The sequence below is a fragment of the Mesorhizobium monacense genome, from assembly GCF_056781675.1.
In genome coordinates, this window is sequence record NZ_CM165567.1 from 6,567,773 (window position 1) to 6,581,907 (window position 14,135).

10 protein-coding genes, 2 pseudogenes and 1 riboswitch are annotated in these 14,135 nt (G+C 60.1%); of the genes and pseudogenes, 3 read left to right on the forward strand and 9 right to left on the reverse strand.

Going from position 1 to position 14,135, the window contains the following annotated elements; all coding sequences use genetic code 11:
* Positions 1–46: 46 nt before the first annotated feature.
* The 5 genes and pseudogenes from AC1RUK_RS31490 to AC1RUK_RS31510 all read right to left on the reverse strand — a co-directional run bounded on the left by AC1RUK_RS31490 (position 47) and on the right by AC1RUK_RS31510 (position 5,555).
* A complete protein-coding gene (locus AC1RUK_RS31490) occupies positions 47–2,521 on the reverse strand; it encodes a phosphoketolase family protein (RefSeq protein WP_436169389.1) in 2,475 nt (824 codons plus the stop codon).
* 431 nt (positions 2,522–2,952) lie between these two features.
* A pseudogene (fabI, locus tag AC1RUK_RS31495) lies at positions 2,953–3,731 on the reverse strand (enoyl-ACP reductase FabI).
* Between the two features lie 16 nt (positions 3,732–3,747).
* Complete coding sequence (locus AC1RUK_RS31500; protein WP_436169390.1) at positions 3,748–4,929, reverse strand: acetate/propionate family kinase; 1,182 nt, start codon at positions 4,927–4,929, stop codon at positions 3,748–3,750.
* A 5-nt stretch (positions 4,930–4,934) separates the two neighbouring features.
* Positions 4,935–5,286, reverse strand: a pseudogene (locus tag AC1RUK_RS31505) (phosphate acyltransferase); the annotation flags it as partial.
* A gap of 32 nt (positions 5,287–5,318) precedes the next feature.
* Positions 5,319–5,555 (reverse strand): hypothetical protein, encoded by a 237-nt coding sequence (locus AC1RUK_RS31510; protein ID WP_481837511.1) that lies wholly within the window; start codon positions 5,553–5,555, stop codon positions 5,319–5,321.
* Between the two features lie 319 nt (positions 5,556–5,874).
* Between AC1RUK_RS31510 and AC1RUK_RS31515 the strand changes: the two genes are divergently transcribed.
* Positions 5,875–6,213, forward strand: a complete 339-nt coding sequence (locus tag AC1RUK_RS31515; protein WP_481837510.1) for a hypothetical protein — start codon at positions 5,875–5,877, stop codon at positions 6,211–6,213.
* A gap of 126 nt (positions 6,214–6,339) precedes the next feature.
* On the opposite strand, the gene AC1RUK_RS31520 is transcribed toward AC1RUK_RS31515, so the two are convergent.
* Positions 6,340–6,567: a hypothetical protein gene (locus AC1RUK_RS31520; protein WP_481837509.1), complete on the reverse strand. Its 228-nt coding sequence runs from the start codon at positions 6,565–6,567 to the stop codon at positions 6,340–6,342.
* The gene (locus tag AC1RUK_RS31525) at positions 6,557–6,913 is read right to left on the reverse strand and encodes a hypothetical protein (RefSeq protein WP_481837508.1); all 357 of its coding nucleotides are present in this window, start codon (positions 6,911–6,913) and stop codon (positions 6,557–6,559) included. The genes AC1RUK_RS31520 and AC1RUK_RS31525 overlap by 11 nt, the downstream gene beginning before the upstream one ends.
* Positions 6,914–6,967: 54 nt before the next feature.
* Positions 6,968–7,066, reverse strand: a riboswitch (SAM-I-IV-variant riboswitch).
* Between the two features lie 530 nt (positions 7,067–7,596).
* Here AC1RUK_RS31525 and AC1RUK_RS31530 point away from each other — a divergent pair.
* Complete coding sequence (locus tag AC1RUK_RS31530; RefSeq protein WP_481837507.1) at positions 7,597–8,973, forward strand: M20/M25/M40 family metallo-hydrolase; 1,377 nt, start codon at positions 7,597–7,599, stop codon at positions 8,971–8,973.
* An 841-nt stretch (positions 8,974–9,814) separates the two neighbouring features.
* A complete protein-coding gene (locus AC1RUK_RS31535; protein WP_481837506.1) occupies positions 9,815–10,741 on the forward strand; it encodes an adenylate/guanylate cyclase domain-containing protein in 927 nt (308 codons plus the stop codon).
* 559 nt (positions 10,742–11,300) lie between these two features.
* Here the strand turns inward: AC1RUK_RS31535 and AC1RUK_RS31540 are convergent.
* Both AC1RUK_RS31540 and AC1RUK_RS31545 read right to left on the reverse strand, forming a co-directional pair.
* Positions 11,301–12,347, reverse strand: coding sequence for a MipA/OmpV family protein (locus tag AC1RUK_RS31540; RefSeq protein WP_481837505.1), 1,047 nt, complete (start codon positions 12,345–12,347; stop codon positions 11,301–11,303).
* Positions 12,348–12,960: 613 nt separating this feature from the next.
* A complete protein-coding gene (locus tag AC1RUK_RS31545; RefSeq protein ID WP_481840164.1) occupies positions 12,961–14,076 on the reverse strand; it encodes a winged helix-turn-helix domain-containing protein in 1,116 nt (371 codons plus the stop codon).
* Positions 14,077–14,135 lie beyond the last annotated feature (59 nt).

The window sequence follows — 14,135 nt, forward strand, 5'->3', positions numbered from 1 at the left end:
ACTCGGACATCGTGTAAATGCGGCAGGCCTGCGGTTGTACCACAATTCAAATGTTGTCCCCTTCCGTCGAGGTCTTTTGCGACTTAGCGGACTTGGCGGACTTGCCGCTCAGGCCCCATTTCCAGCCGCTGATTGCCGGCATGTCATCGCCGTACCGTTCAATGTGCTGTCGGTGTTCTATCAGCCTTTCGTGAATTGCCTGTTTGAAGTAGGCAGCGCGAGCGCCCAACTGCGGCAGGCGGTCGATCACGTCCTCCGCCAGATGGAACCGGTCGAGGTCATTCAGCACCACCATGTCGAACGGCGTGCTCGTCGTGCCCTCTTCCTTGTAGCCGCGTACGTGCAGGTTATCGTGGTTCGTCCGGCGATAGGTCAAACGATGGATCAGCCACGGGTAGCCGTGGAACGCGAATATGATCGGCTTGTCCTTGGTGAACAGCGCATCGAAATCGCGGTCCGACAAACCGTGCGGATGTTCGCTCTGTGGCTGCAGTTTCATCAGGTTCACCACGTTGACCACACGCACTTTTAGGTCCGGCAGGTGCTTGCGGATAAGCTCGACGGCGGCCAAAGTCTCCAAAGTCGGTACATCGCCGCAACAGGCCATGACTACGTCGGGCTCGTAACCCTCGTCGTTGCTTGCCCACTTCCAGATGCCAAGGCCCTCGGCGCAGTGCTTGATGGCCTCGTCCATGCTAAGCCACTGTGGCGCCGGTTGCTTACCGGCGACCACGACGTTGACGTAGTTGCGGCTGCGCAGGCAGTGGTCGGTCACCGACAGCAGCGTGTTGGCGTCCGGCGGCAGGTAGATCCGGATGACCTCCGCCTTCTTGTTCACGACATGATCGATAAAGCCGGGATCCTGGTGACTGAAGCCATTGTGGTCCTGACGCCAGACATGCGAGCTCAGGAAGTAGTTCAGAGAGGCGATCGGCCGGCGCCAAGGGATATGGTTGCACACCTTCAGCCACTTGGCGTGCTGGTTGAACATCGAATCGATGATGTGGATGAACGCCTCGTAACAGGAGAAGAAACCGTGGCGGCCTGTTAGCAAATATCCTTCCAGCCAACCCTGGCACTGATGTTCGCTGAGCACCTCCATCACACGCCCGTCAGGCGAGAGGTGGTCGTCTTCGGGGTAGATCTCGGCCATGTAGCAGCGGTCAGTGACCTCGAGCACATCCTGCCAGCGATTGGAGTTGTTTTCGTCCGGGCTGAACAAGCGGAAGTTCTTGTTTTCCAAATTCAATTTCATCACGTCGCGGAGAAACTTGCCCATCGCGCGCGCGGACTCGGCCGTGGTTGCGCCAGGGCTGGGAACAGTCACCGCATAGTCGCGGAAATCCGGCATCTTGAGGTCGCGGAGGAGCAGTCCGCCATTAGCGTGCGGATTATCGCTCATTCGGCCATGGCCCGTGGGGGCCAGCGCCGCCAGTTCGGATTTGAGCCGGCCATCGTCGTCGAACAACTCTTCCGGCCTGTAGCTCTTCATCCACCGTTCGAGAATTCGAATGTGTTCCGGCTTGTCCATTTCGCCCATGGGAACCTGGTGTGAACGCCAATAATCTTCACACTTCTTGCCATCGATCTCTTCCGGGCACGTCCACCCCTTCGGAGTGCGAAAGACGATCATCGGCCACGCAGGCCGCTTCAGGTTGCCCTTGTTGCGCGCCTCAGCCCAGATCCGCCTGATCTCGGCCACTGCAGTGTCGAGCACGCCTGCCAACTGCTGATGGACGTCGGCCGGATCGCGCCCCTCGACGAAGTAGGGCGCGTAGCCCATGCCCTCAAAGAACTTCCGCAGTTCCTCTTTGGGGATGCGCGCAAGAAAGCAAGGGTTGGCGATCTTGTAGCCGTTGAGATGGAGGATCGGAAGCACACAACCGTCGCGGGCCGGGTTAAGGAATTTGTTGCCATGCCAACCAGTCGCGAGTGGGCCGGTTTCCGCCTCGCCATCGCCGACGATGCAGGCGACGATCAGATCCGGGTTGTCGAAAGTTGCGCCATATGCATGGCTCAAGGCGTATCCTAGCTCACCGCCTTCGTGAATACTGCCAGGCGTCTCTGGCGCAACGTGGCTCGGAATACCGCCGGGGAAGCTGAACTGCTTGAATAGCCTCTTCATGCCCTCCGCGTCTTGGCTGATGTTTGGATAGAACTCGCTGTAGGTTCCTTCCAGATAGCCGTGCGCAACCAGGGACGGGCCACCGTGCCCGGGCCCTATGACGTAGATCATGTTGAGTTCGTCGCGTTTGATGATCCGGTTGAGGTGAACATAAAGCATGTTCAATCCTGGAGACGTTCCCCAGTGGCCGAGAAGTCGTGGTTTGATGTGCTCGCGCTTCAATGGTTCCCGCAGCAGGGGATTGTCGAGAAGATAGATTTGGCCGACCGAAAGATAGTTTGATGCTCGCCAATACGCATCCAACAGGCGAAGCTCCTCCGCGGTTAGATGTTCTCCTTCCGTCCGTTTATTGTCCGTTCTCTTGTTTTCTTTTTTTGCAGCCAGAACCTCAGACATCGAAACCTCCTATCGAAGTCTACACTGACGCCGCCCGACCAAACTTTAGGCTAGGGCGATAGCCAACAAAATTTGCAGCGATACATGCGCTGCTCGGAACCTGTCGATCCGAAAATTGCTACGGGCAGGGTCAGCAGATCGGGAAGCCATCCCCGCATCTCTAAAGCCTGTCGCAGTGTCGCATAAAAAGCGCTTTAGGCACAGAACAATTCAGGACGAGATTAGCGCGACGGGGTGCCGTTTGAAGTCGGGGCAGCTTGTTCCGACCGACTGGAAGCCGGCCGTCGGCTCTCCAGAAACGCGTTCGCACGCCAGGCCGGCAAGGGGCGCTGTCATCGGCACTGCCTCCGGTCAAAAAGCTGGTGGGGTCATTCCGGACGCCTACTTCACCGAAGGTGCCAACCGGATTGGCCCGTGCGATAGTTCCTGCTTCAGTCGACGATGTGATAGCCACCATCCACATAGATCACCTGCCCGGTCATCGATTGCGCGACATCCAGCGCGAGGAAGGCGCAGGTCGCGCCCACCTCGTCGATTGTCACTAGCTTACGTGCGGGCGACCTGGTGCGGGCCTTGTCCAGCAGCAAGTCGAAGTCGGCGATACCCGAGGCTGCGCGGGTGGCTAATGGGCCTGGCGATACCGCATGGACGCGGATGCCCTTAGGACCCAGTTCCGCCGCCACGTATCGTACTGCACTTTCCAGAGCTGCCTTGGCCACCCCCATGATGTTGTAATTCTCGACCACCATCTGTGCGCCATAATAGGTCATGGTGAAAAGCGTACCGCCATCCTCCATTAGGGGCTCGGCCAGATGGGCCATGCGCAGGAATGACCAGCAGGAGACGTCCATGGTCCTCAGGAACCCGTCGCGCGGGGCATCGGTAACCCGGCCCTGCAGTGTATCCTTCGGCGAAAATGCGATTGAGTGGATTACAAAATCGAGCTTTCCCCAATCCTGCGGTCAAAGACCGTCTCCATCTGCCCGTCCTGCATGACGTCCAGCGGCAGGAACAGCTTGGCCTCGACCTCGCGCGCAAGCGGCTCGACATGAGGCTTAGCCTTGTCGGACAGATAGGTGATCGCTAGCTCGGCCCCAAGAGCACGGAAGGCACGGGCACAGCCCCAGGCGATAGACTGGTCGTTGGCGATACCGACGATCAGGCCGCGCTTGCCTTCGAGCAGCCTTGCCTTGGCGATGGGAAGGGTCATGTGTATCTCCGGTTGATCAAATGCTGGAGGGCAGCAGCGCCAGGGTCTGCCGCGCGATCATCAGTTCCTCATCGGTGGGGACCACCATCAGGCGCAGCGCCGAACCGGGGGCAGATATCACCGTGGCAGCGGCGGCATTGGCCTGCGGATCGAGAGCCGCTCCCAGCCAGCCTAGCCTGGACGCGATACGAGCGCGGATCTCGGGCGCGTTCTCGCCGATGCCCGCAGTAAAAACCAGCGCGTCCACGCCATCCATAGCAGCCGCAAGCCCGCCGATGTTCATCACACAGCGCTGGACGAAGTAGTCAATGGCGAAAGCCGCACGGGGATCGTCGCAGGCCAGAAGCTCGCGCATGTCGTTCGACACGCCCGAGAGTCCCCTCAAGCCAGAGTCCTGGTAGAGAAGGCTCGACACTTCGGCCGCCGTCATTCCCTTCTGATCGATCAGATACAGCACCACTCCGGGGTCGATCTGCCCCGGCCGCGTGCCCATTGGCAGGCCGTCCAGCGCGGTGAAGCCCATGGTGCTGTCCACGCTCCGTCGGGCCTTCAACGCGCACATCGACGCGCCGCTGCCCAAATGTGCCACGATCACGCGGCCATTCGCAATCTCGGGGGCCACCTCGCTCAGACGCTGCGAGACATATTCGTAGGAGAGGCCATGAAAGCCATAGCGCCGCACGCCTTCGTCGTGCAAGGCTCGGGGGATTGCATAGCAATCGGCCACCGCCGGATGGTTGCGGTGAAAGGCGGTGTCGAAACAGGCGACCTGCGGCAAATCGGGGGCAAGCTCGCGCACGAGACGGATCGGGGCCAGGTTGTTGGGCTGGTGCAGCGGCGCCAGCGCCTCGAGGGCTCGCAACCGCTCCAGCACGATGTCGTCGATGCACACGGGCGCGGAATAATCCGGTCCGCCATGTACTACGCGATGGCCGACCGCCTGCAGCGAATAACCTGAAAGCGCACGCAGCCAGTCCTTTAGCGCGCGGGTCGCGGCGGGCAGATCAGGGATTGCCTTCACCTCGGCCCGCTCGTCAATCAGCACCGCGCCTGCGGCATTTGCGGCGCGAAAGCGAGGGTGCACGCCGATGCCGTCGATTTGACCTTTTACCTGCCGCTCGGGCCCTTTGGAGCCCACGGCGAAAATCTGGAACTTCAGGCTCGACGAACCGGCATTTAGAACAAGGATCACATCCATGTGCGTCACACCTTGAGCAGGGGCCCGCTCGCACGCCGCACGGCGGCGAGAATCGTTCCCACTGCAGCCGAGGCCAGCCGCGTCCGTACCGAATCCGCTCGGCTGGTCAGGACGATCGGAACACGCGCTCCCAGAACGATGCCCGCCGCATCGGCCTTGGCCATGAAGATCAGGTTCTTGGCCAGCATGTTCCCTGACTCAAGATCCGGCACCAAAAACCTGTGCTTGGCCCGCAACCGGTCCGCCGATGCCCTTGATCCGCGCGGCCTCTGGGTCGATAGCATTGTCGAAGGCGAGCGGCCCGTCCAGCACGCCGCCGGTGATTTGGCCGCGGTCGGCCATCTTGCATAGCGCCGCCGGCAATCGTTGGACCCAAAAGGGGCGTGACCTCAATGGGCTTTGCTGCCAACGCGCTCGGCTTCGGCGATTGCCTTTAGGTTCTTTGTCCTTCCGTGGTCTTCTTCGGCATTGGCGATGAATGAAAAGAAGGCCGCCCACACGATGTCCTTTTTCGAGGCCTTCGGATGCTCTTTCCTTGCGGCTTTCAGCAGCTGCTTGGGGTTCATACCTGGCGTCACGACACGCATGAGGGTGTCAGCAATCGCCTGCATCTCTTCCGCTTCCATGACTGGAACTCCATACCTATCACGATGAGGCTAGCATACCAGCGAGGCTAGGTGACCGCCATCAGATCATGGTCGGGCCTGTCAAATATATTCGCCGGCAAAAAAACCTGGTGCCAGACGCTTGGGGCCGTGCGAGCGGGAGGCCAAGGCCGCGCTTCAGGCCTGAAAACCGTGAGGACGATGCCACTGCGATGCGGTCGGGCAGACCGGCGCGAGGTGAGATCTGCTCGTTCTGGCAGGTGAGCCCAACGGCAACTTTCCGCCCAACTGAGACGCTCCATCTCGGCCCAGGTATGACCGGTTAGGGTCAGATCGCGTCATGCAACGCTCGCAACTGAAGGACCGCAACCGGTTGAACTCGGTCGTTCAGAGTGATTTGGGTTTTGAGGCGAGAACGGCCGGCCGCGAGGAGGCCCCGAACCTGGACGAGGGTGTCGGCCGCGTGCGCCTGATCGGGGCCCCACAAAGCCAGCCTACCCGCGACTGCCGACAAGGCCGGGCGGGTGGTGCACCGGGGCTTCGCACTTCTCTTCGGTACGCGAGATTTAATCTCGACGGCCTTGTTGCCATGATAGCTTTGGCGGAGCTTGGGATATCTATCCGGGTGCTGACTATGGCGCTCGTCACGCCGAACGGCCGCGACGATGACTTCGGCTAATATACCGCGATAGACGCCTGCATGCAGCTGCGATTCGAGAAGGCGACGACCGGCACGTTTCATCGTCTTGCAAATCCGAAGTCGTCGTGACCTCGCTTCGAGCCGGCTGAATCGATCTCGCCACGGTCATTCATCATAACATGCCAAAATCTGGCGCAGCCACTCATTGCCGCGCTCGGATTTGACGATATCGCGAGATAGGAGAACCGCGCTGGCAATAGTGTTCTCTCCACCAGCTGCCACCTCAGCGATGGCTCGCCGCTGCTCCTCCCGCAAACCCCGCAGTAGGTCGAGATGATAGGCGAGTGCGTCCGTCACCTCTTTGCGCGCCTTCTTCGACCGGTTAATCTTCATCGTCCGGAGCCTCCGAACCAAGCTGGCCCATGATTTTTGCGTTGTGCACCGCAATGCGGGCATTCGTAACGGCAGGGTGCACGTCATCCCTGAAGCGCGCCATCGGATCATCGAATTCCGGCAACAAGCGCCCGATGCGCTTGCTGATGGTGGCATGATCACCGGAGAGCGCCCTTGCTGCCTCTCTCAGCCCCAGCCCAAGCCGTTCGATGCGGTCGTCGCGACGAGCGATGAGATCAAGCACGGCGACCGCCTGGTCGTTTTCATCCGCCATCCGCATCAGCGAGGCGATAAGCCCAGCGTCGTCGATCAGTTCCCAAGTGACGGGTGGATGTTTGTTGGTCATACGTTCTCCATGGGTTTCGGACCTTGCCGGTCGTCAATGCACACATCGTGGAGAGCTCTGACCTACTGTTGCCCCGTTCAGGGCCACATCGTCTTCACCACCGTTGCCGGTCAGGCTGGTTGGCGGGGCCGAAGCCCTCTCTGGATGCACAGATCAGTTTAACAAAACGATTGCACTTCGGCAAGTTTTCTCCTCGTGGTTGAAGTTTGGGGGGGTGTGAAATCGAGCAGATTTGAGGCTCCACAAACCACCCCCACCCCGCTACAGACAAACCCCGGAGGCGGGTGCCGGCGACCGGCCGTCCCGGCGGCGGCGATCTCACCCGCTGGCGTTCTAGTCTAGGGTCAAACTCTACCAACTGGCTGCCGCCGATGGCCGAGGTGAATGGGAAGTTGCCGTTCGGCTCAACTGCCAGAACGGGCACGTTGCGCCAACTACCAAGCCACTACTCGGACGTCGCGTTCGGGCCGAGAACAGACCGGCAGCTTCGGTCTGCGGATCGTCCAGAGCGGACATTTAGGTTGGGCGCGGGCATCGTCGTGACCTGACCCAGAGAGGACGTTCGATTGGGCAAATCGCAACGTCCGGAAAACGGGCATTTCTATATCTCTGCGGATCACCAGAATAAGTTTTGCTATTCACGAGACTGGCGTCATCATCCGGCCACATAGCGGGAGCCGCCAATGAGCGTTGTCGATGCCGATCTCCAGAAGCTGTTTGATCATGTGGAGGCCCACCGCGAGGCATTCATCGCGCGCGTGATGGATTATGTACGCCACCCCAGCATAAGCGCGCACAATGTCGGCATTAGCGAACTCGCGGCCCTGCTTGTGGATATGCTGAAGGCCCTCGGCATGGAGGCAGAAATTGTGCCGACAAGGAACCATCCAATGGTGCTCGGCCGGCGCAACGTATCGCCAGATAAGGCGACCGTCCTGCTCTACGGCCACTACGATGTGCAGCCGCCGGACCCGCTCGAACTTTGGGAGAGTCCGCCCTTCGAACCGACCATCCGCAACGGCCGCATCTATGCGCGAGGAATTGGCGACAATAAGGGTCAGCACTTCGCGCAGCTGCTGGCGCTCGAAACGCATCTTGCGGTCAATGGCGATTTGCCCTGCAACGTGATCTTCCTACTTGAAGGCGAGGAAGAGATCGGCAGTCCGCACATAGCCGAGTTCGTGCGCGAGCACGCTGACAGGCTCAAAACCGATTTGGTCGTGACGTCCGACGGCCCGCTCCATGAATCCGGGCTTCCAGTCATTACCTTCGGGGCACGCGGCGTGGCAGGTTTCGAACTGCGCGCCAAGACGGCGAGCCGCGACGTGCATTCCGGCAATTTCGGTGGGGTTGTGCCGAATGCCATTTGGAAGCTGGTCCATCTCCTCTCGACTATGAAGAACCCTGCTGGCGAGATCACGATCGAGGGGCTGATCGAACCAGTGATCCCCGCGACCAACGCCGAGCGCGAGGCGGTGTCAAAACTCCCGCTCGACCTCGACCAGCTAAAATCGGAGTTGGGGTTTCGCGAGCTCGACGCGCCGAGGGACCGCGGCTATTTCGACCGGCTGATGTTCCACCCGACCTTGACCATCAACGGCTTTCATGGCGGCTACGGCGGGCCCGGGGGAAAGACAGTGCTTCCCTGCGAGGCCTTCGTCAAATGCGATATCCGCCTCGTGGAGCCGCTGACGCCTGAATACGTCCTGGAGAAAGTAGCCTTGCATGTCGCCCGCCACGCGCCCGATGTCGAGTTTGTGCCGCTGAGTCGCATGCTGCCGTCGAAGACGCCGATGGACTCACCCTATGCCGAGCCGATCCGAAGGGCGTTGGTGGCCGCGCGTGGCGTCGAGCCCTTGCTCTATCCGACACTCGGAGCCAGCCTGCCAGACTATGTCTTCACCAAGATCCTCGGAGTGCCGGCTTTCATCGTTCCTTACGCCAATGCCGACGAAGCCAATCATGCGCCCAACGAGAATCTCAAGATCGAGTGCTTCATCGCCGGCATCAAGTCGGGTTCGGCGATCCTCGCTGAACTGGGGAAGTTGAGCCGTCGATAGTCTCGCGCGCCACTCTGCCCGTTTCGGCACGAGTCCGCCCAGTCTTGGTTTGGCATCGCGGGTAGTGTCCGATGCTGGTGCGCACACGTGACCATCTCGAACGGGTGGGGACTGTCCACTTGTGGCGCAAGGCCGACCTTAATGACCTTAATGCACGCAGGTAAAAATCCCTGAAACTGGCGGGCGACCACGCCCTCAGGCGACATCCTGCACCCTGCCCGATCGGAGGCGCTACTCAGGTTGCACGCCTGATAGTCCAGTTCTCATCTTCATCCCCCTTTGGCGTACCAATCTTTTCAATGGTTTACGGGAAACTTCCACTCCCAATCGAATTCTGAGCCTAAAACGAGCCCAAAATCCGGATCGCATTTTCAGGCTTTCAAATGGCATCCAGTGCGGATCAGGCCATGACGGTGCCGGGGATCGGTTCGCTTCACGCGGTGGTCTACTTGCACGACATCGCACGGCATGCCGTGCGATCCTCCGGTACAATCACCCACGGGGATCTCGACGGCGGCCTGCCGGGCTCCATCGGGGCTCCGGGCTTGGCTGCTGGCGCTCCGGCTCGCAAATAAGAAGAACGCGAAACGTCAACGATGCAGCTTCCGCAGGACGCGACGGACGCGGTCACCGTCCATGACTTCGGGACCCTCCCCCGCAGGGCGGCTTTTCGAGCCCTCCGGTCGACCCAACGCGTCTTCCTGTTCACTGCGGCCAGAACCGCCATCCCCGCGCCAAGAAAGAGTGTTTTCAGTATCTTCATGCGACGCGGGAATGCGACGTAGACTCAGCCACCGGAGCACGGCAAGCTTCGGCTGCTCACATCGAGCAGGACAGTTCAATGTCGGCGACACAACGCAAACTGACGACCATCTTCTCGGCGGACGTTCAGGGCTATACGCGCCTGATGGAAGCCGACGAAGAAGGAACGCTGGCGACTCTGAAACAGTACAGGGACGCAATGGTGTGCCTAATCGAGGCCCGTGGCGGGCGTGTCGTCAACACCTGGGGCGACGGGTTGATCGCCGAATTCCCGAGCGTGGTCGAGTCCGTCCGGACGGCCATCGACGTTCAGAACGAGTTGGCCGGGCACAATGCCGTTCGCCCGGCCGAAACGCAGATGCGCTTTCGGATTGGAATCAACCTTGGCGACGTCATGGTCGAGGGAGATGACATTTATGGAGACGGCGTCAACATTGCCGCCCGCCTTCAGACCGCCGCCCCGGCAGGCGGGATCGTGATCTCAAATACGGTGTACGATCAGGTCCGCAACAAAATGGCGGTCGGGTTCGAGTTCCTGGGCGACCTCGCCGTCAAGAACATCGAAGAAGGTGTGCCGAGCTACGTTGTCCGGATCGGCGGTGAGAAGAGCGGGGCCGAAGCGGTGGCGCGCCGCGCCGAACCGGCCGCTGACGGGCGGTCGCGCGACGCCGCCCGGTCTGGCGCTTTCCTCGGGCGCAGGATCAGCCGGAATTTCCTTCTGCTTGCCTTGATCGCGCTGGGGTTGGTGGCCATCAATGTGCTTTCGTGGAATGGGATTTTCTGGGCTGAGTGGCCGATGCTCGTCGTGGCGGTTCTGGCGGGCCTCCGCTGGGCAAGCATGACGAGCCTCATCAATCGGGGCGTCGCCATGCTGAGTGTCGTCGCATTGGGGATCGTCGGTGTAAACCTGCTGACCTGGAACGGGATTTTCTGGGCGAAATGGCCGCTACTCGGCATCGTGCTTGCGGGAGGCATCGGCTGGATCATCCGGAAACGGGCGTCATGAGCAGGCTACATGCCTGATCGTCCAGTTCTCAGTTTCATCCTCTTTGGCGTGCCAAAATTCCAACCCATTGAGTAGAAACCGTTTCCGAAGAGGCGCGCGAACAAAAGAGAGAACTGTTCGGGAAGGACATTCGGCACCAGGCCACAAGGTAACGCGGCGTTGCCGTTTTGAACGCGAAGGTTTGACCCAATCCTGCCCTCCCTGTTTCCCCGGAGAACGTCTCGAAAGCGTGGTTCCCTGCCGTACATCTCGCCGACCGGAAACGAGTGCCAAAAGTTGTCGTGAGCAGGTGCAGTAGGGCCGCCACTTCCTTCCGATCAGGTTCGGTTCAACGTGAAGCGCTGCTCCGAGCCGAAAGCGCAAGCTGACCGAGCTCGAGGACGCTGGATGACCCAGCGGAAAATCCTGCGACGGGTGAGGACGTGCCCACCTTCGCCATCCTCACCTGCGAGCCCAAAGACAAGGAGGCCAAAATATCCGAGCACGAAGAACAACCCCCAATGTCCACGCAATCACGCGGCCGGCCCAGGCGCGCCATTACGCACAGCTGCGACACGCGTCAAAACAGGTCGAGCGAGAACCTCTTTGAGATACTCAAGCCGAAAGAGAATTGATCTTCGGCGCCAAATTTAACAATCGGCGAATCGGCGGCGTCGCCCACAAGCTTACTGTACGATGCCTTTGCGTTCAAAAACCACGTCGGCCGAAATTCATATCTCGCGAGGCCTTTGATGCCCACGCTCTTAAAGCCACCCTCTGGATCAAAGGCGTCAACTCTGAAGCCTGTGTTAGCGGATTCTTGAGCCGAAACTCCGAAATAGCTGCCCATATAGTCGGCTGAAGCAGCTGTCGCGAAAGGTCCCAATTTAAGCTCGAGCTCAGGCGTAGGCCGGGCCACCGCGTTCAAGCCGAATTCACCCACGACACCATCAGCACCGCCGAAAGCATAGCGAGCCTCTCCCCAAACCTCCGCGTTGGTCCACTCATAGCTGGCCCGTAAACCAGCCTCAAATGTGGCGTCGACTTCATCAAGCCCGAACAGGTCGGGATCATCGTTGAAGTCCCGATCAGAGGTGTAGTTGAAGGAGGGGCCGACCGCGAATCCGCCAACCTGAGCTTCTGGGCTGCCGATTGCAAACAAGCCGGGGATGGCGAGATAGCCGAAGCCGATCACTGGCCACGGCCAAACCTCATAGTCCTCTGAGCCTTCGTATTTAGGCTGAATTATTCCGCCAAGGCCGAGTTCAATGATAACGTCGACATCAGTCGGCGGCGCCTGATCCACCCCTGAATTGTCGGCTGACCAGGCGCGCGTCGCAAGGAGTACGGTTGCAGCAGCCAAACTGACGCCAATTTTGACCAAGCTTCCAGTACCTTCGGACGCCAGATACGATCCACTGCACTGTGAAGTATGAACCAAGATGCTGCAAGCGATATTGACGCAGTGAATATCAGCAACCGCGCCGTGTGGCCGAATTGTCACCACCTGCTCGTCCAACCGAAGAGCCCTTCCCGCGCAACATAAATCGTCTGTCAGCGGTTCGCTGACGTTCGCCCTTAGCGCGCGAAGGTCGGCAAATGGCGGCGCAACCGCGTCGTTGCTCAACGCGAAATCATGACCCAACTCGGACGTAGCAGTGCTCGAGGCGAATGTCCTCTACATGGGGTCAAGCGGTCGTCGGCCGCCTCCCTGAAGGACAGTATGCGGGGTTCGGCTTTGGGCCGACTATTCGGGCCCACTGCTGGAGCATGCCAGCTGTCGCTTCCAGTAAGCAAATAGCTTGGGAAGAGCCTGAAGCCATCATGCATGGTAGCGGTCGTGGAAGACGACGCCAGCATCAGCCGAGGGAAATGTAGTCGGCGGCCAAGCCGTGTGCATTCAGAACGCGCTGGACGTTCCCCAGCAGGAATTCGTCGTCGATCGCCGTGATGAAGATGATGGCTGGGGTCCGCCGCGGTGTAAGCGGTGTTCTCAGGTCACGGCCTTGAGCTCGGGGGCGCGCACGTAGGCCGCAGCCGCATCGGGAGCGTTCCGAGATTGCCCAGCTTCGTCCCGCGCTCCTTGCGAGCGGCAAGGGCAGCTCGCGTACGCTCAGAGGTTTGCCTGCGCTCCTTCTCCGCCAGCGCTGCGTCAAGGTGAGCAGTTAGCGGCGCGAGCACCGGAGTCGGTCAGAAGGTTGTCGCTGGGGAATCAGCCCCAGCGCTGGACTCCTCGCCGACTATCCGCACCGATCGCCACGACCGTTTCGAACGAGCCAATCGACGTTCCCGGAAGAAACACCAACATCCTTGAACATGCTGTCGTCAGCCCCGAGCAGCCGGCGTTTCACTAGCCACAACTCCACCTCGCGCCGGATGGTCCGCATTGTTGCCTCGGCCCGATGCCCGGCTTGTTCAGTGGCGCGAAGCTGCAGGTCGTCCGCAAAACCCGGATCCAGTTCGATAGATCTCTCGATCAGCAAACGAGCGGGCCGATTCCCTTTGACCGACTGGTTGACCAGCGCCCGCCCGCGCACGAAAAGGTCGTAGGCTTCAAGATTCGCTGGCCTTTGACCTGCAATGGAAGGCACCGGCGGCAGCAGATCAGAAAGGCTGTTCACGATCCTTGCCACTATCTCATCCTGCAGCGCAAAGATATCTGCGAGATCCCGATCGAACCGTTCGGCCCACAGTGGGCGATTGTCGAGCGCATCGATGATCTGGGCGCTGATCCGGACCCGATCCGCGGCACGGCGTACGCTCCCTTCGATCACGTAGCGCACGTTGAGATCCGTGGCGATTGATCGGATATCGGCCTGCTTGCCTTTGTAAACGAAAGAGGAATGGCGTGCGATCACCAGGAGACCGGCGACCTTCGACAGGTCCGTGATCAAATCCTCGGCCAGTCCGTCGCCGAAATACTCTTGCTCTGGATCGCTGCTCATATTGGTGAACGGCATTACGGCAATCGAAGGCGTTGACCCAGTCGCTTGCGGCACCGGCGCATCGATGTCGCGATTTCGTAACGGCGTGGAATGGACCAGCCTGTACCCCACGCGCGGAACAGTTGCTATCCACTCTTCGCCGTCAGCCGACCGGCCGAGGACCTTGCGAAGCGCGGCGATCTGAACGGTAAGATTGCTCTCCTCGACGTTCGTGCATGGCCACGCCGCATCCATTAATGCTGACTTCGTCACGACCTCGCCATTTGCTTCCAATAGGGCCTTCAGTAGCGCCCGGCCTCTGGTTCCGATGGCAACCGGCGACCCACGTCGCAACAAGGTCCCGCGTCGCAACAAGGTCCCGCGTCCGCAATCGAATGCGAACGAACCGAACGTGATGAGCTGAAGCGACATATCCAATCATATCGTCTTTCCGAAGATTTCGGAATAGTTCGGAATGGCTTTCAGGACCG

Excerpts from the sequence above, each read along its gene's own strand:
- AC1RUK_RS31490 (WP_436169389.1), bottom strand. The coding sequence starts at position 2,521 with ATGTCTGAGGTTCTGGCTGCAAAAAAAGAAAACAAGAGAACGGACAAT.
- AC1RUK_RS31500 (WP_436169390.1), bottom strand. The coding sequence starts at position 4,929 with ATGGATGTGATCCTTGTTCTAAATGCCGGTTCGTCGAGCCTGAAGTTC.
- AC1RUK_RS31510 (WP_481837511.1), bottom strand. The coding sequence starts at position 5,555 with ATGGAAGCGGAAGAGATGCAGGCGATTGCTGACACCCTCATGCGTGTC.
- AC1RUK_RS31515 (WP_481837510.1), top strand. The coding sequence starts at position 5,875 with ATGCAACGCTCGCAACTGAAGGACCGCAACCGGTTGAACTCGGTCGTT.
- AC1RUK_RS31520 (WP_481837509.1), bottom strand. The coding sequence starts at position 6,567 with ATGAAGATTAACCGGTCGAAGAAGGCGCGCAAAGAGGTGACGGACGCA.
- AC1RUK_RS31525 (WP_481837508.1), bottom strand. The coding sequence starts at position 6,913 with ATGACCAACAAACATCCACCCGTCACTTGGGAACTGATCGACGACGCT.
- AC1RUK_RS31530 (WP_481837507.1), top strand. The coding sequence starts at position 7,597 with ATGAGCGTTGTCGATGCCGATCTCCAGAAGCTGTTTGATCATGTGGAG.
- AC1RUK_RS31535 (WP_481837506.1), top strand. The coding sequence starts at position 9,815 with ATGTCGGCGACACAACGCAAACTGACGACCATCTTCTCGGCGGACGTT.
- AC1RUK_RS31545 (WP_481840164.1), bottom strand. The coding sequence starts at position 14,076 with ATGTCGCTTCAGCTCATCACGTTCGGTTCGTTCGCATTCGATTGCGGA.